This is a genomic window from Pseudomonas putida, from assembly GCF_004357765.1.
Taxonomy (GTDB): domain Bacteria; phylum Pseudomonadota; class Gammaproteobacteria; order Pseudomonadales; family Pseudomonadaceae; genus Aquipseudomonas; species Aquipseudomonas putida_U.
Genome location: NZ_SMTE01000009.1, coordinates 22,669 through 39,796, shown reverse-complemented (window position 1 = coordinate 39,796; position 17,128 = coordinate 22,669). Strand labels below are relative to the sequence as shown.

The window sequence follows — 17,128 nt, the reverse complement described above, 5'->3', positions numbered from 1 at the left end:
TCGAGCGCCGCCCGCGCGGCGCATCGCGAGCTGCGCTCGCTCCTACGCTTGTTTCAGGCCAGTAGCGTCAGTTATGGCGGCGCGCGGACGCCTTGTTGGCACGACGCAATATCGTGTCGTGCCAACAAGGCGTCCGCGCGCAAATCGCACAGACCTCACTGGCCGAAAACAAGCGTAGGAGCGAGCGCAGCTCGCGATGCGCCGCGCGGACGGCGCTCGATATGCGCAGCACCACCCCCCTCAAGCGCACAATCGAAAAATCAGCGCCCCACTAACCTGGCAGTCCGATCTACCGCAATGCGGGTCTTCTCCACCAACTCATCCAGCTCGCTATGGCTGGCCACCAGCGCCGGCGCCATGATCATCCGTCCGAGGGTCGAGCGAATGATGACGCCTTCCTCGAAACCAAAGGTGCGGCACTGCCAGGCCAGATCGTTCTCGTTGGCAAAGCGCTTGCGGGTGGTCTTGTCTTCGGCGAACTGCAACGCTGCCACCAGCCCGGCGCCCTGCACCTGGCCGATCAGCGGATGGTTGGCGAACACCTCACGCAGAATTCGCTGCAAATACGGCCCGGTGTCATCCTTCACCTGGCGCACGATCCCTTCGTCACGCAGGGCCTTGAGGTTGGCGATGGCCACCGCCGCCGCCACCGGGTGACCGGAGTAGGTCAGGCCGTGGGCGAACACTCCTCCCTGCTCCACCAGCGCCTCGGCGATGCGCTTGCTCAGCACCAGGCCACCCATGGGCACATAACCCGAGGTCAGACCCTTGGCGATCGACAAGGTGTCGGGCTCGAAACCAAAGTACTCATGGGCGAACCACTCGCCAGTACGGCCAAAGCCCCCGATCACTTCATCGGCGCATAGCAGCACATCGTACTGGCGGCAGATCCGCTGAATCTCCGGCCAGTAGCTCTCTGGCGGGAAGATCATGCCGCCCGCACCCTGGAACGGCTCGGCGATGAAGCCGGCAACGTTCTCGGCGCCCAGTTCGAGGATCTTTTCCTCCAGCTGCAGGGCACAGCGGCGGCCGAACTCAGCCGGCGACAGCTCGCCGCCAGCGGCGTACCAGTAGGGTTCGTCGATGTGTGCCACATCCGGAATCATACCGCCCATCTCGTGCATGAACTTCATGCCGCCCAACGCCGTGGCGGCCAGGGTCGAGCCGTGGTAGCCGTTCCAGCGACCGATCATGATCTTCTTGCTCGGCAGGCCAACCACCTGCCAGTAGCGGCGGACGGTGCGGATCAGCACCTCGTTGGCCTCGGAGCCTGAGTTGGTGTAGATCGCGTGGCTGTAGTGACCCGGTAGCAGGCTGAACAGCAGTTCGGACAGTTCGATCACCGCCGGGTGGGTGGTGTGGAAGAACATGTTGTAGTACGCCAACTGGTCCATCTGCGCGGCAGCGGCGGCGGTCAGGTCCTTGCGCCCGTAACCGAGCTGGGTACACCACAGCCCCGACATGCCGTCCAGGTAGCGCTTGCCCTCGCTGTCCCACAGATGCAGTCGCTCACCACCGACCATCACCCGTGGACCTTCGGCGTTGAGCGCCTTCTGGTCGAGGAAGGCATGGATGTGGTGGGCGGCGTCGCTGGCCTGATAGTCACGGGTCTGGCGTTGCGGTACGAAAGGCGCATTCATGGCGGGTGTTCCTTGTTGGTATGGGGTGGAGCGAGGCAACTGCGCTCAGCGCAGCTTGCCCATGTAGCTTTCCAGCGGATCTCGGCCCAGCACGCCCTGAGCGTTGGCCAGTGCGTCGATGAACAGCGAGAACAGTTCCGACTGCGTGCCGATGTCCAACTTGGCGTAGACATTCTTGCGGTGGGACTTGATGGTGTCTTCCGAGACGCCCAGACGCTCGGCCAACGAGCGGGTCGAGTGGCCGCGCAGGATGAGTTGGGCGATGCGGCACTCACGCTCGGTGAGCAAGGACGAGCCGAAGTTGCTCAGCGCGGCGTGGACCCGTTGTTCCCAACCTGTTTCGATCCGCCCACCGCGGCCCTGATAACCGTCGAAGTGCTTGGCCAGCACAGCCAACACCCAAGGACTGATGCACGTGAAGCGGGCTCGGGTGTCGTCGTCGAGTTCGTCGGTGAAGGCCAGGGAAACCGCCAGGCTCAAGCCGTTGTCGAGCTGCAGGATGTAGTTGATCTCGTCTTCGAGGTACGAATGGCGGTAGAACGCCAGGTAGTACTCGCTGAGCTTGAAGTGATCAGGGGCCACCTGGTCCAAGGCATAACAGCCCGACGGCACGCCCTCGATGCTGGCTTCGTAGAAAGGGTCGAGCAGGTAGAAGCCCGACAGGTAGCGCCGTACGTTGCCTTCCGGCGCCCAGGGCCCGGCCCCGTCGCACTCGAACCAGGCCGACGGCAAGCCTTGATGCGGGTAGAGATACACCGTGGTGGCCTTCACCGGACCGATGCTCGCCAATGCCTCGATCAATGCTGCAGCGAAGCCCGATGCGCCGATGGCCGCGGTCACCTTGGCCATCGTCTCGTACCACTGCATCGAAGTGAGTTGCGCACTGTTCACGTCTGCATCCACCTGAAATGACTGCCTGGCATGAGGCGACATCGTTGCTCTGTTAAGGGGATGTTCCCATGAGTCCGTGTCCTGGAAAATCACCCGATAGGGTGAACCTGTACGTGCCGGCGGCCTTCTCGTTGCGCCTCGTGAAGGCCGCCTCGCTTACGCCTGACGCAGATACACGGCCAGACGCTGCAACATCGCATCGCAGCCGTGCAGTTGCGCGATGCTGACGAACTCGTCCGGCTTGTGCCCCTGGTCCATGCTCCCCGGCCCGCAGACCACCGTGGGAATGCCGGCCTGGTCGAACAACCCGCCCTCGGTACCGAAGGCCACCGTGCCAAACGCATCGGAGCCGCTGAGCAACGCCACCAGCCGCGCCGCCTCGCTGTCTGCGGTAGTCGCCAGCCCCGGATACGCACTCAGCGGTCGCAGGCGGATATCGCTGGCGGCATTGACTGCCCGCATGCGCGGCAGCAGTTCCGTCTCGGCGTATGTCTGCAGTTGATCGGCCACGCGCTGCGCCTCGAAACCGGGCAAGGCACGCACCTCGAAGTCGAACTCGCACTCCTCGGGCACGATGTTCAGTGCCCGACCGCCCTTGATCACTCCGGTCTGCACGGTCGAGAACGGTGGGTCGAAACGCTCGTCGTGATGCGCAGGCAGGGCCAACTCGTCACCGATCTGGCCAAGCTTGCCGATCAACCGGGCGGCATATTCGATCGCATTGACACCATAGGGCGCGTAGGCCGAATGACAGGCCGCGCCGTGCACTTGGCAGCGCATGGCCAGCTTGCCCTTGTGGCCGAGCACCGGCTTGAGCTCGGTCGGCTCGCCGATCAGGCACAGCCGTGGTTTGTGCGGGCGCTGTTGCAAGGCTTCAAGCATCGAGCGCACGCCCAGGCAACCGACTTCCTCGTCATAGGAGAAGGCCAGGTGCACCGGCATGGTCAGCGGCTCGGCCAGAAACGCCGGAACCGCCGCCAATACCGAAGCGATGTAGCCTTTCATGTCGGCGGTTCCACGACCGTACAGACGGCCTTCGCGCTCGGTAAGGCGAAACGGATCGACCGTCCATGCCTGGCCGTCCACCGGCACCACGTCAGTGTGGCCGGAGAGCACCACGCCGCCTCGGTCGCCTGGACCGATGGTGGCGTACAGATTGGCCTTGGTGCCTGCGTCGTTGAGAAACAACTCGCTTTGCACACCCAGCCCGGCCAGGTAGTCACGGATGAACCCGATCAGTTCGAGATTGGAGTCGCGGCTGACCGTGGCAAAGCCCACCAGGCGCTCGAGCAGCGCACGGCTGGACACTTCACTCATCGCCCGGTACCCCGTAGCTTGGCGCTGCGGTGGGGTTCAGGGCGCGGGTCACGTAGTCCTGCATCTGTGGTCGGTAAGCCTGCCAAAGGCGGTCGAGTTCGCCGATCGGGTCGTGCTCGACCCAGTCGACGCGCAGGTCGACCAACGGCCAGGTGTGCTCGCCAGCGACCTTCAGGGCTGCCGAATGCACAGGCCCTGCCTCGCCCCCGGCCGCCATGGCTGCATGCATCGCCGCCAGCAAGCGGTCCGCGAGGTGGCCACCGGCTTGCTCGAAGGCAGCGACCATGGCTTCGATCACCGCCTGCGACGCCAGCAGGTTACCCGCCGCTGCACATTGCTCGCCAGCCACAGCGTTGTGCACGCCGAGCGCTTCTTTGCCGGTGAACAGCGCCACCTGGCCTTGGTTGTCGATCACCGTCACCTGCCGGTATTCGCTCCAGCCGTTGGCGCTGAGCACCTTGTCCAATGCCGCTGCCGGCGGCATCTGGTCACGCTCGAGGGCATCGAGGATCTGCGGGCCGAGCGCCGGCAAGGTGATGTTCTGAGTCGATACGGCCCCCACGCCGGCCCGCACCCATGGGCAGCGTGCCCCCACGGCGATGCTCGACGAACTGATGGCGATGCCGACCTGGCCAGTTTCCTGGCAGCGGCCAATGATGGAGAAAGTCATGGTGCAGCTCCTGTTCGGGTTCAACAGGATTCTCTGCAAGCCCCGTCAGGGACGAAACCAACATTTTCCTCGGCATTGCCAAGGAAAAACCTAAGGGCCCGGCAAAACCCTGCCGATTCTGGCGCCGAGCCTTGTCCCCGGCACCCTTCGGCAATTTATCGGCAAGCCCCAGCTAAATACTATTTTCGCGATCTTGCGCCCCTCCCTAGTCTGGCCCCAGGCAACGGCGGTCCATCGAACCGACCTGACAACAACCGCCTGAACAAGGGCTCGGAAATGACACTGAACAACATCGAAATCGACACCCTCGTAGTCGGCGCCGGCCAGGCCGGCGTGGCCATGAGCGAACACCTGAGCAAGCTTGGCGTACCGCACCTGGTACTGGAGCGCAACCGCATCGCCGAAGCCTGGCGTACCGGCCGCTGGGATTCGCTGGTGGCCAATGGTCCGGTCTGGCATGACCGCTTCCCGGGCCTGGAATTCGACCTCGACGACGACGCCTTCGCCGGCAAAGACCAGGTCGCCGACTACTTCGAACGGTACGTGCGCACCTACAACCTGCCGGTGCGCACCGGCATCGAAGTCAAGAAAGTGGTGCGCAATAGCGACCGCCCTGGCTTCATCATCGAGACCAACGAAGGCGTGATTCGCGCCAACCGTGTGGTGGCGGCCACCGGTCCGTTCCAGAAACCGGTCATTCCTGCCATCGCGCCGAAAGACGCCAACCTGCACCAGATCCACTCCGCCGCCTACTTCAATCCCGAGCAACTGCCCGAAGGCGCAGTGCTGGTAGTCGGCGCCGGCTCCTCCGGCGTACAGATCGCCGAAGAACTGATGCGCGCCGGTCGCCAGGTGTACCTGTCGGTCGGCGCCCACGACCGCCCGCCGCGCAGCTATCGCAACCGTGATTTCTGCTGGTGGCTGGGGGTGCTCGGCGAGTGGGATGCGGAAATCGCCAAGCCCGGCCGCGAGCACGTGACCATCGCCGTCTCCGGCGCCCGTGGTGGCCACACCGTGGACTTCCGCGCTCTCGCCCATCAGGGCATGACCCTGGTCGGCCTGACCGACTCCTTCGACAACGGCGTGGCGCGGTTCCAGAACAACCTGGCCGATAACCTCAACCGCGGCGACGACAACTACCTGGCTCTGCTCGATGCCGCCGATGCCTACATCGAGCGCAACGGCCTGGACCTGCCGGAAGAGCCCGAAGCCCGCAAACGCCTGCCCGACCCGGAGTGCGTCAGCAACCCGCTGCTCGAACTGGACCTGGCCAAGGCGGGTGTCACCAGCATCATCTGGGCCACCGGCTATGGCGTCGACTTCAGTTGGCTGCAGGTCGACACCTTCGACGCCAACGGCAAGCCGCAGCATCAACGCGGCGTGGCCAAAGAGCCCGGCGTGTATTTCCTCGGCCTGCCGTGGCTGTCGCGCCGTGGCTCGTCGTTCATCTGGGGCGTATGGCACGACGCCAAGCACGTCGCCGGCCACATCGCCACCCAACGTACCTACCTGGCCTACCGCGACCGCGACCAGCGCGCCGCAGAGCAACCAGCCACCACGACCCGCAACGTCAGCACCCTCGGAGCCCACTGATGCCTACCCACACTCGCATCCGCATGTTCAATACCAAGGAAACCTACCCCAACCAGACCCTGGACAACGACCTGTGCCAGGCCGTGCGGGCCGGTAACACCATCTATGTACGTGGCCAGGTCGGTACCGACTTCGAAGGCCGGCTGGTCGGCCTGGGTGATCCTCGGGCGCAGGCCGAGCAGGCCATGAAGAACGTCAAACAGTTGCTCGAGGAAGCCGGCTCGGACCTGTCGCACATCGTCAAGACCACCACCTACATCACCGACCCGCGCTTCCGCGAGCCGGTGTACAAGGAAGTCGGCAAGTGGCTCAAGGGGGTGTTCCCGATTTCCACCGGCCTGGTGGTTGCCGGGTTGGCCCAGCCTGAGTGGCTGATGGAGATCGATGTGATCGCGGTAGTGCCGGATCAGGCGTAACGACCGGTGCGCTCGGGGCGCTTGGCGCCCCTGTTCGCAGTAGACCCCGGCGAAGCTGTCACAGCTTCGCCAACTCTTCCCGGCAGAACTCGACGAACAACTGCGCCGGCTTGGTCAGTTGTACTCGCTTCAAATGTGCCGCTGCCAGCCCCGACAATGCCACCGGTTCGGCGATGTCGACCATCGCCAGGCGCTGGCCGTCGTAGGTGAACGGCGAATGGGGCCGAGTCACCAGCAGCGAGAAACCGAACCCCTGCCCGACCATCCCGCGCACCATCTCGATCGACGGCGAACTGAAGACGATGTTCGGCGTCAACCCCAGTTCGTTGAACAGGCTGACGAAGTACGTACGGCTGGGCGCCACGTCCAGCAGGATCATCGGCTCCGGGCACAGGTCGCGCAGCGAGACCTGGGCCTGGCTGGCGAAGCGATGCTTTTCCGGCAGCAGCACATAGGGCTTTTGCGGCGGCATCAGCGGCTCGGTCTCGATGGTGCCGTCAAGGTCGTGGTCATACAGGAACGCCAAGTCGAAGCTGCCCGCCGTCAGGCCCTGGATCAGCTCCTGCTGCTCACCATCGCGCAGACGGATGTCGACGCCCGGATAGCGCTCACGAAAACCGGCGATCAGCCGCGGCAGGTAGAGCGGCGCCACGGTCTCGAAGCAACCGATGTCGATCTGCCCGGCCACGGTGTCGTTGTCGGCCAGGGCGTTCTGCTCGAACTCATGGGCCATCTGCAACAGCGCCCGGGTCTTGGCGTAGAAGCGCTTGCCGCTCGGCGTCAGCGACACGCCCTGGGCGTGATGACGAATGAACAACTGCACGCCGAAGCTTTCTTCCAGGCTCTTGATCGCCGTGGAAATCGACGGCTGGGCGATGTACAGCTGGCGCGAGGCCTCGGCGACGCTACCGGCCTCGACCGTGGTGACGAAATACTTGAGTTGACGCAGGGTATAGGAAGCCATGGGCACCTCTGTGGCGCCGCTAACCGCGCCGTGGGGATCTTTTCGCCACTTTACCTTGCGCAGGATGCTTGTGCAGGGGCGCTGGCGCGAGGATTTACCTGGGACCTGAGCATATTTTTCCTGTGCTTGCGCTGGACGGCGCTACCTGTCTGCCTCAGGCGACGGGAATCGACAACGTAGCCGCCAAACCGCCGCTATCACGGTTGTCCAACTGCACCTGACCGCCGAGACGGTCGATGATGGTGGCCACGATGGAAAGCCCCAGCCCCGCCCCGTTGGGACTATTGCGACTGTAGAAGCGTTCGAAGACCCGCTGCCGGCTCTCTTCGTCCAGGCCTGGGCCTTCGTCCTCGACGACCAGCTCGAAAGCAGTCGCCCGACGCCTGAGCGATACCGTGACGCGCCCGCCCGGGGGCGAATGCTCGACGGCATTGGCGACCAGATTCTGCAAGGCGATACCCAATACCCCGGCATCGACGGCCAGGTGATGATCGGCTTCGTCGATGACCAGCGAAGGCTCGAGGCCTCGGTCCAGAATCCAGGGCGTGAGCTCGGCCAGGATGTCGGTCACCACTTCGCCGAGGTCGACCGCGGTGGTGGCACGTTGGCCCAGACGTGGCTCGACGCGGGCCAATGTCAGCAACTGATTGACCACCCGTGTCAGCCGGTCGACACCGCCGATCAGGAAGCCCAGGGCCTTTTGCCGCTCAGCCTCGTTGTTCGCGGCCTGGGCGTTCTGCGCGTGCAGCCGGAGGATGGCCAGCGGCGTGCGCATTTCGTGGGCCGCATCGGCGATGAAGCGGTGCTCGCGACGCAGCAGATCCTTGATCTGCGCCAGCAAGCGGTTGATGGCCGCCTGCATGGGCTCGAGCTCCGACGGCAGCGGTACCAGTTGCAGCGGCTCGAGCGATTCGGCATGCCGTGCGCGGATCACGTTGGCCATGTTCTGCAAGGGCCGCAGCCCCCAACCGATCGCTGCCCATACCAGCAGGGCCAGGGCCAGGCTGCCGAGCAGAAATGGCATCAAAGTATGGCGTACGATACGGTCGATCAGGTCATAGCGCACATCGTTGCGCTCGCCAACCCAGATGACCCAGTGCTTTTCCGGCACCGGCAGAACGAACCCGCGCCAGCGGTCGCCACCCAGCACAAAATCGGCAAAGCCAGGCGCCGAAGGCGGCGTTCCCAACGCCGGTGCACTAGGGGTGTGGACCAGCAAACCGCCCCGGTCATCCCAGATCTGGAACGCCAGCTTGCTTTCGTACGGATGGCCCACCCGGTGCCGACCGGCCCGGCTCAGCGCCTCGTTGAACGCTTTATACAATTGCTCGCGGTTGCCCTCCTGCACCGGCAGGCTCATCACGCCTTGCAACAGACGCGCATTCTGGGCCAGATGCGCGTCATAGACCTCGTTGATCTCGTGACGGCTGTCGTGGAAGTTGTAGAGCGCCAGCAGACCGGTCCCCAACAACAGCAGCAGCATCACCCGCCACAACGTGCGCTGGCGCAGCGAACTCATGCCTTGCCCTCGACCAGGTAGCCGATACCGCGCACGGTGCGGATCAGGCCGTTGAACAGTTTCTTGCGCAGGTGATAGATATTCACCTCCAGGGTGTTGCTTTCCGGCTCCTCATCCCAGCCGTACAGCAATTGGGTCAGACGGTCGCGGGTGAATACCTTGCCAGGCTGCGCCAGCAGCTCGTGCAACAGCACGTACTCCTTTGGCGTCAACACCACCAGGACGCCGTTGTAATGGACTTGTTGCGTGCTGGGGTCGAGGCTCACGCCGGCATGCTCGATGACCAGCTTGGCCCGGCCGGCACTGCGCCTGAGCAAGGCACGCAGGCGCGCCTTGAGCTCGTCGAGGTCGAATGGCTTGACCAGATAGTCGTCGGCCCCGGCATCCAGACCGGTGATACGGTCTTCGGTGGCATCGCGTGCGGTGAGGATCAGCACCGGCAGGCTGTCGCCCCCGGCGCGCAGGCGGCGCAGCAGCTCGATGCCATCCATGCGCGGCAAACCCAGGTCGAGAATCGCCAGGTCGAATGCCTCATGTTGCAGGGCATGTAGCCCGCTCACTCCGTCGCGCAACCAGTCGAGGGTGTAGCCCTCCTGACGCAACCCATCACAGATCCCCTCGCCCAAGGCGGTATCGTCCTCAACCAGCAGCAGCCGCATGTTCAATCCTGTTATTACCTGATGGCCTTGAGTAAAGCATCGAGATTATCCCACCGCACGACCGCTCGCGCTCATGCGGCATGCCCCGTTTCCTGGTCGACCAATGGCAATCCCAGGCGCTGGAACACCCCTGCCGCACTCAGGCGTTGAAAACCCTGCTGGATGTTGCCGGCAAACACCTGTGGGTGCTGGCTGTAGTACGTGCCCCACTGCGCGCGCTCCCCGTTCAGGCGCTCGGGGTCGGCCTCTGCCAGTACGACGGGCTCCAGGCCCAGGCGCTGGAAGCTGTTGAGCAATGTGGCAGCACCGGTGAATGCCACCCATTGCAAGCCCCGCGAGGCGAGCAGCCAGGTGACCGCGATGATCATGATTCGCGCACTCCCGGCACTGAGCGACGCCAGGTTGCCGACTTCGACCATGCCTTCACGCGCGTGGACACCACCGGTCAGGCGGGAAACCGCGCTTTCCAATGGCTCGTCCAAGTAGTGCTCGAGAAACAAGGCATTGTTGCCGGCCAGACGCATGCCCGCCGCCGCGATCAAGCGCCCATGGCTGTCATGCAGCGACAGCAGCTCCGGCAGGTAGTGGTGCACATCGGCATGGTGCACCGCAGCGAAACAGGCATGGATGAAACCTTCCAGCTCGACACGGCCGGCATCCTGCTCCAGCACCAAAGACAGCTGGGCGTGATGGTCGGCATGGCAGCCGATGGGCAGTGGGAGCAGGCTGCTCCAGGGAAGTTGGGTCATGGGAGTCCCCCCGCTGGGTTCGATGGGGGGAGTATCGAGGGTCAATCTGAAGGGAATCTGAAGAGCGTGGCGAGGATGTCGGGCCCCGCTCATTCCTTCAGGCGGTTGTGCTGCAGCCATTCCCTTGGGCTTGTGCCCACCTTGCGGCGAAAGGTGCGGGCCAATGCAGAGGGGCTTTCATAACCGACCTCATCGGCGATCAGGGCGATCGGTCGGCCTTCGCGCAGGCGTTTCTGAGTCAGACTGATCCGCCAGTTCGCCAGATAGTCCGCCGGTGTCATCCCCACGGTCTGGCGGAAGTGCGCGGCGAAGCTTGCGCGCGACATCCCGGAGCGATCGGCCAACTGCGCTACCGACCAATTGCGCCGAGGTTCGTCGTGGATGCTGACTAGCGCCCGGGAGAGCTGGGCGTTGGCCAGGCCGGCCATCATCCCCGAGGCAATGCTACGGCTGGCAATAAGGTGGCGAAGCAGCTGAATCACCATCAGTTCGAACAGCCGATTGAGCATGACCTCCCTGCCGCATTCGTCGCCCGAGGCTTCTTCGAACAGCCAGTCGAGGGTGCCCATGAGACCGGGCAACTCGCGCAGAGGCTTGATGATGAAGTCCGGCAGGGCCAAGGTCAGCGGGTTATTGGCACCGCCCTCGAACTGCAAGGTTGCACACACCAACTGCGCTTGATCGGCTTCTGCGGCCAGCAACCGATGCTCCTGTGGACGCACCGCCAGAATCACGCTGGGCTCGTTCAGTTCGATGAGCTGACCATGTTTGTCCTTGAAGACCAGGCGGCCAGCGCGGAGCAAATGGGCGTGGCCCACGCTGTGCTGCCCGTAAAGCTCGCTGGTGCCACAGAACCCGCCTGCATGGAACGTGGAGGCGTGCAGATTGAAGTGGTTGAGCAATGTCGATAATCGATCCATAGCGCGCTCAGATTTAGACGATCTGTTGCATAGAATCGACGATCTGGATCCGAAAGAGAAGACCGTCTCCCTAGAATGGGCTCCAAGCTTGAACGACAAGCCGATTGAATCAACCTTTGGAGAACCACCATGACTCGTATCGACGCACTCTCTCTCGACCAAGCCCCTGCTGGCTCGCGCGCTGCCCTCGAAGGCATCCAGAAAGGCCTGGGCTTCATTCCCAACACCTTCAAGACCCTGGCCCACTCCCCGGCTGCACTCAACGCTTACCTGGGCCTCGCCCAGGCCCTGGGCAAGATTTCACTGAGCGCCGCCGAACGCGAGGTCGTCGCACTCGCTACCTCGCAAATCAACGGTTGCGATTATTGCCTGGCTGCCCACACCTTTTTCGGCGCCAAGGCGGGTCTGAGCGATGAGGCCATCGCACAGGCCCGAAACGGCACACTCAGCGCGATCGCAGCGCTGGCCCATCAAATCACCGAAAGCCGCGGCCAGTTGAGCGACGATCAGATCGCTGCAGCGCGCCAAGCCGGCCTTACCGATGGCAAGATCATCGAGGTGGTGGCGCAGACGACACTGCTGACCCTGACCAACTACCTGAACAATATCGCCGCGACCGAGATCGACTTCCCACCCGCGGCGCAGTAGGCAGTCGTGTGCCGCGCTGAACGGGCCTTCACGCACCCGCTTCGCTAAGCACCGGCAAGGTGAACTGCACTTCAGCGCCAGGGCTGTGCCCGGCGCTGGCCCAAAAACGCCCGCCGTGACTGTCGATGATCGAGCGGCAGATCGACAGTCCCATGCCCAGTCCTGCCGCCTTGGTGGTGTAAAACGGCTCGAAAACCTGCTCCACGTTTGCCGCTGCGAATCCAGGCCCGCTGTCCACCACCGTTACCCGTACACCCTCCTGGTCGATGGCCGTGCTTATCTGCAGCGTACGAGCACCTTCCACCTCTGACATTGCTTCCAGCGCATTGAGGATCAGATTCAGCAGCACCTGCTGCAACTCCACGCGGTCAGCGAGGACCTGCGGCATTCCGTCGGCGAGCAGGGTCTGCACCTGAGCCCCGGCCCTGATCGCCTCGCCACGGATGAAGTCGACCATCTCCAGCACCACGGCGTTGACGTCCACTACCTGTTTTTGCGGCGGAGCTTTGCGAATCAGCTCACGAATACGGCCCAGAACCTGAGCCGCGCGGTTGGCATCGTTGATGATTCGTCCCAGGCCCAGGCCCACTTCATCCAGCACCGGTGGCTGCGCGTTCAACCAGCGAATGGCGGCATTGGCATTGGTGACCGTAGCGGCAATTGGCTGATTGATTTCATGGGCGATCGAAGCGGCAAGTTGGCCCATGGTCGCGACACGGTTGGCATGGGCAAGCTCGGCCTGTACCTGTCGGTTCTTCGCCTCCCGTTGCGCCACCTCGTGATACAGCCTGGCGTTTTCGAGCGAGATAGCCGCCTGTGATGCCACCAGACGCAATACGGCAATCCTTCCAGGATCGAACACACCGGCGCTGAGATTGTTCTCCAGATACAGCGCCCCGATCACCCGCGCCTGATGACTGAGCGGCAGGCATAGCAACGACCGGGCGCTGCAGCGGCGGATGTAATCATCGGCCATGAACGCAGCTTCGCCAATGGCGTCGTCCAGACAGAGGCTGTCCCCCGTACGCAGTACCTGGTAGAGCACGGATTCGGCCAACAGCGTGTTGCTCACCGGTTTGCTGCAGAGCACCACCTCGCACTCCCCCACACCTGCCTGCGCGACGATAAGCGCCTCACCCCCTCGGACGCGCACCAGCACGCCTCTTTCGGCTCCGGCTTGCTCGATGGCAGTGAGCAGCACTTGGGTGATCAGCTTCTGCAGGTCGACTTCGCCCGAGACGGCTTGGGACACCTTGAGTACTGTTACCAGGTCCAAGTGCTCGACCGGGGTGGCGATGGTCGCGGTGGGGCCAGGCTCCGGTTCGACACTGCGCAGGTTACGATGGCGACTGTCCAACTGGCGCACCTTGCCATCGGCACCCCAGCGCAGGTAGCCATAGCGTGCGTCACGAAGGTAGACCCGCGCAATCCGGGCCAGTCCGCGGCTGCCGTAGAAGCGCGATGCCAACTCATTGGCCAGTGCCTCGACATGCACGAAGCCGCTATCACGCGCGAGCTGGATAGCCTGCTCATAGAGGTGCTCAGCGTCGACCAGGCGTCCCTGCAGCCGCGCGATCTCTGCCTCCAGCAGGACCTGTCGGCTGGCAAAGGTTTCCGCGCACTGGCCGGCCCAGATCGCCAACATCTCGTGGTGTTCGGCCAATGCCTGCAAGGTGGCTTGATCAACGCCCTCCCCAGCCGCCAGCGTCAGTGCGGCAAAGAAGTGATACTCCGCCTCCTCGAAAAAGGAGGCGATCACCCAGGTCAGTGCCTTGGCCCGGGCAGCGCAAGCTGAGGCAGCGGCATAGTCACCTGCCAGGTAGCGCGCCTGCAACTTGCGAACCCAGTACTTGCCGGCCGCCAGAGCCAAGTCCGGGGCAGCGTCAAGGTGCTGCTCGAAACGCGCCTCGCTGAAGTGTTCATCATCCAGGCAACCGAACGATGGCGTTTGCCCCCGCAACGTCCGGATCAGCGCCAACTGCGTGTTCATGAAATCGATCACCAGCCCGAAATGCACCTTTTCGGCGTAGGCCAGGCCTTGCTCGGCCTCGGTCTGCATGCCGCCCAGTGGCTCGCCAATGAACAGCCGATCAGAGATCAGCCCATTGCCGACATAAGCGGCGTACGGCAGGTCACCGACCCTGTTGGCCGCGACGAAGGCCCGCCGCAGCAACTCGCGGCACTCGCTGACCGGCCGCATCCAGCGCACCACGAACATCGAGAAACACAAGAACGTGTTGGCCTCGAAACGTTGCAACCCCCGCTGTTCGACCAGCTCGCAAGCAAGACGCCCGAAACGATAACCGGTCTGGTAATCGCCATAGCGCCGGGACACGCGTCCGACATTGGCGTAGAGCATGCAAGATGCATCACAATTGCCATGTTCAAGGCTCAAGCTCACGGCTTTGCAGATGGTCAGGCAGGCCAGGTTGGCATTGGTTTGCAGGGCCGGTGCGAACAGTTTGCACAAGACGTCCAGGATGGCCAGGGAGGTCGTGTCCTGCATCAGCGGCAGGTCGATCAACTGCTCGATGCTGCGCCTGCCGACCCGCAACGCGATCTGGTCATATTCGCCCCGTACCTGGTCGTCGCTCGGCTGCGCGATCCAGTGAATACCCACTTGGCGCAACCACGCCAGGCAAACCGCCACCGCACGGTCGCTGCGATCGAGCATCAGGCACACATCCATATGCAGGCACGCCACCGCAACGCCTTCAGCCGTGGTCCTGGCGCGCAACGCCAGGTCAATCAGGCGCTCATCCGCGAGCCTGAGCTGACCGGTGAGAAACTCGCATTCCGCCAGGTTGAGCGCCAGGGCAAAGCTCAACTCGTGCATGGAAGCGGCACACCGCCCTTCCAGCAATCGCTCGCCCACCCTCAGGTAGCTCAAGGCCGATTCGTATGCCGATGCGGCCTTGGCTCGACGCCCGGCCAACAGGTTGAGCTCGGCCAGCCGTTCGCGCTCACTGCGAGCATCGATCAGGGTCGCGCCGCGGTTGAGCTGTCCGACGATCTCGAAAATGGCTTCATCGCGGTGCTGGGCCGACACGTGATCGGCCAGCAAGCGACCGATGCGCAGGTGCATGGCAGCGCGGTCGCGGTCGGCGATCAGCGAATAGGCGGCCTCATGGATGCGGTCATGAACGAACGCGCAGGTGCCGTCCTGGTGTACCACCAGTTCCAGTCGAATCGCCGCCCAGAGAGTCGCCTGGACTCGCTCCATCGGCAGATCGAGAACCAGAGCGAGCGTCTGCGCATCCGCCACGTTGCCCAAACAGGCCAGGTGCTGAAGTGCCTGACGGGTTGCCAACGGCAGACGGGCCAGTTTGCCAACCATCAGATCCACCACATTATCCGTATAACCCTTGGCATGGATACGCTGGGAATCCCACTGCCAGCGCCGCGCCACGTGGTCGTACGCCAGAAGCGACTCCTCGGCCAGGGCGTGAAGAAACTGGATGATGAAGAACGGATTACCAGCGGTCTTGTCCTGGACCAGCTTGGCCAGGCCCATCACGCTGGGCGCCGGGCAATGCAGCGACTCGGCTATCAGTTGTTCGATATGCGGACGGGCCAGGGGCGCAAGGCGAACTTCACGCACGGGCGCGCCAGCCCTGCGAATCGCCTGCAGCCTGGCAGTCAACGGGTGGAGGGCATCTACCTCGTTGTCGCGATAGGCCCCTACCACCATGATGTAGCGCAGCTCCGGATGAGTGAGCAGTTCCTCCAGCAGATCGAGGGTCGCCGCATCGAGCCACTGCAAGTCGTCCAGAAACAGGGCAAGCGGATGCTCGGCGCGGGCGAACACCGAGATAAAGCGCCGCAATACCAGCAAGAACCGCCGCTGCGCCTGTTGCGGATCCAGTTCCGGCACCGGCGCCGGCTCGCCGATGATCAGCCGCAGTTCCGGAATCAGGTCGGTCATCAGTCTTGCGTTGGGCCCGCACGCCGTCTGCAAGGCAGTGCGCCATCCGGCCAGCACCTCACTGCTTTTTCCCAGCAACGTGCGCACCAGCCCCTGAAACGCCTGCACCAACGTGGAGTAAGGAATATCGCGCTTGTACTGATCGAACTTACCGCTGGCGAATAGCCCTCTGGGCGGTACTAGCACCTTGTGCAACTCGTTGACCACGGAGGACTTGCCGATGCCCGAGTAGCCACTGACCAGTACCAGTTCCGGCACGCTGCTGCGCACCATGCGGGTAAAGGCCTCCTCGAGAATCTGCACTTCGTGCTCACGGCCATATAGCTTTTCCGGAATCAACAGGCGGTCGGCGGTGCCTTGTTCATCCAGGCTGAAGGCCGCGATGCTCCGGTTCTGTCGCCATTGGGCGAGGCATCGGCGCAGGTCTTGCTCAAGGCCCGCGGCGCTCTGGTAGCGATCTTCAGCGGTCTTGGCCAGCAGTTTCATCACCAATTGGGACAGCAGCTGCGGCACGGTGGCGACCCGTTCGCAAGGTGGCAGCGGTTTGCGAGCGATGTGGCAGTGCACCCACTCCATCGGATCTGTGGCGTTGAAAGGCAGCGAACCGGTGAGCATCTGGTACAGGCTCACCCCCAGCGCGTAAAGGTCACTGCGAGAGTCTACGGAACGGTTCATCCGCCCTGTCTGTTCAGGCGCCATATAGGCCAAGGTGCCGGCGATGGTCTCCGGCGGCTCGGGCGCTTGCCGCTCGCGGGGTAAGCGCGAAGCCAGGCCAAAGCCGGTCAGCCGGACGTTGCCGTCGTCGCAGTCGACCAGAATATGATGCGGTTTGAGATCCTTGTGTACCAGCCCGGCCAGGTGCAGGTGCCCCACCGCAACGCTGATTGCCACCGCCAGTTCAAGACAGGTTTCGATGCCCAGCGGCGACACCAGCAAAGTCGACAACGGTTGCCCACCCGGATCGCCCAGCACCAGGCGCAGCGTGCCATTGATGCGCTCCAATGCCTGAGGCTGCAATGCCCAGCTACTCTCGAGTTGCTGGCGCAGGCCGTACTCATGCGCCAAGCGGTCGACGGTGGCGGGCGCAGGTTGCTCGTTGGCAGGTCGCATCAGCAACACGTGTTTGCCATCTGGCTGACGTAGCCTGCAAAACAGGCGATCGCCATCGTTCCACAGCACTTGCTGTCTACTTGACATGGGTCCGGCCCCCTTCATCG

At 63.5% G+C, this 17,128-nt stretch carries 13 protein-coding genes; 3 read left to right on the top strand and 10 right to left on the bottom strand.

What is annotated here, in order from left to right:
- Positions 1-260 precede the first annotated feature (260 nt).
- The 4 genes from E2H86_RS14695 to E2H86_RS14680 form a co-directional block, all read right to left on the bottom strand.
- Entirely contained in the window at positions 261-1,640 is a 1,380-nt protein-coding gene (locus tag E2H86_RS14695; protein WP_133329015.1) for an aspartate aminotransferase family protein, read from the bottom strand.
- 45 nt (positions 1,641-1,685) lie between these two features.
- A complete protein-coding gene (locus E2H86_RS14690; RefSeq protein ID WP_243744067.1) occupies positions 1,686-2,507 on the bottom strand; it encodes a helix-turn-helix domain-containing protein in 822 nt (273 codons plus the stop codon).
- 180 nt (positions 2,508-2,687) lie between these two features.
- A complete protein-coding gene (argE, locus tag E2H86_RS14685; protein ID WP_133329011.1) occupies positions 2,688-3,848 on the bottom strand; it encodes an acetylornithine deacetylase in 1,161 nt (386 codons plus the stop codon).
- Positions 3,841-4,518: a DUF1028 domain-containing protein gene (locus E2H86_RS14680; protein ID WP_133329009.1), complete on the bottom strand. Its 678-nt coding sequence runs from the start codon at positions 4,516-4,518 to the stop codon at positions 3,841-3,843. The genes argE and E2H86_RS14680 overlap by 8 nt, the downstream gene beginning before the upstream one ends.
- Before the next feature lie 276 nt (positions 4,519-4,794).
- Here E2H86_RS14680 and E2H86_RS14675 point away from each other — a divergent pair, with 276 nt between their 5' ends.
- Positions 4,795-6,111, top strand: a complete 1,317-nt coding sequence (locus tag E2H86_RS14675) for a flavin-containing monooxygenase (RefSeq protein ID WP_133329007.1) — start codon at positions 4,795-4,797, stop codon at positions 6,109-6,111.
- Positions 6,111-6,527, top strand: a complete 417-nt coding sequence (locus E2H86_RS14670) for a RidA family protein (protein WP_133329005.1) — start codon at positions 6,111-6,113, stop codon at positions 6,525-6,527. Before E2H86_RS14675 ends, E2H86_RS14670 begins: the two co-directional genes overlap by 1 nt.
- A 58-nt stretch (positions 6,528-6,585) precedes the next feature.
- Here the strand turns inward: E2H86_RS14670 and E2H86_RS14665 are convergent, their stop codons facing one another.
- The 5 genes from E2H86_RS14665 to E2H86_RS14645 form a co-directional block, all read right to left on the bottom strand.
- Positions 6,586-7,491 carry a LysR family transcriptional regulator gene (locus tag E2H86_RS14665; protein ID WP_133329003.1) on the bottom strand — a complete coding sequence of 302 codons (906 nt, stop codon included), beginning with the start codon at positions 7,489-7,491 and terminating at the stop codon, positions 6,586-6,588.
- A 154-nt stretch (positions 7,492-7,645) separates the two neighbouring features.
- Positions 7,646-9,010, bottom strand: coding sequence for a sensor histidine kinase (locus E2H86_RS14660; protein WP_133329001.1), 1,365 nt, complete (start codon positions 9,008-9,010; stop codon positions 7,646-7,648).
- On the bottom strand, positions 9,007-9,669 hold the full coding sequence (locus tag E2H86_RS14655; protein ID WP_133328999.1) for a response regulator: 663 nt from the start codon (positions 9,667-9,669) through the stop codon (positions 9,007-9,009). Before E2H86_RS14655 ends, E2H86_RS14660 begins: the two co-directional genes overlap by 4 nt.
- A 71-nt stretch (positions 9,670-9,740) precedes the next feature.
- Entirely contained in the window at positions 9,741-10,418 is a 678-nt protein-coding gene (locus E2H86_RS14650; protein WP_133328997.1) for a thermostable hemolysin, read from the bottom strand.
- Between the two features lie 89 nt (positions 10,419-10,507).
- Entirely contained in the window at positions 10,508-11,338 is an 831-nt protein-coding gene (locus E2H86_RS14645) for an AraC family transcriptional regulator (RefSeq protein WP_133328995.1), read from the bottom strand.
- 129 nt (positions 11,339-11,467) lie between these two features.
- On the opposite strand from E2H86_RS14645, the gene E2H86_RS14640 reads away from it, so the two are divergent.
- Positions 11,468-11,986 (top strand): carboxymuconolactone decarboxylase family protein, encoded by a 519-nt coding sequence (locus E2H86_RS14640; RefSeq protein WP_133328993.1) that lies wholly within the window; start codon positions 11,468-11,470, stop codon positions 11,984-11,986.
- A gap of 28 nt (positions 11,987-12,014) precedes the next feature.
- Here the strand turns inward: E2H86_RS14640 and E2H86_RS14635 are convergent, their stop codons facing one another.
- On the bottom strand, positions 12,015-17,108 hold the full coding sequence (locus tag E2H86_RS14635; RefSeq protein WP_133328991.1) for a trifunctional serine/threonine-protein kinase/ATP-binding protein/sensor histidine kinase: 5,094 nt from the start codon (positions 17,106-17,108) through the stop codon (positions 12,015-12,017).
- Between the last annotated feature and the right edge of the window lie 20 nt (positions 17,109-17,128).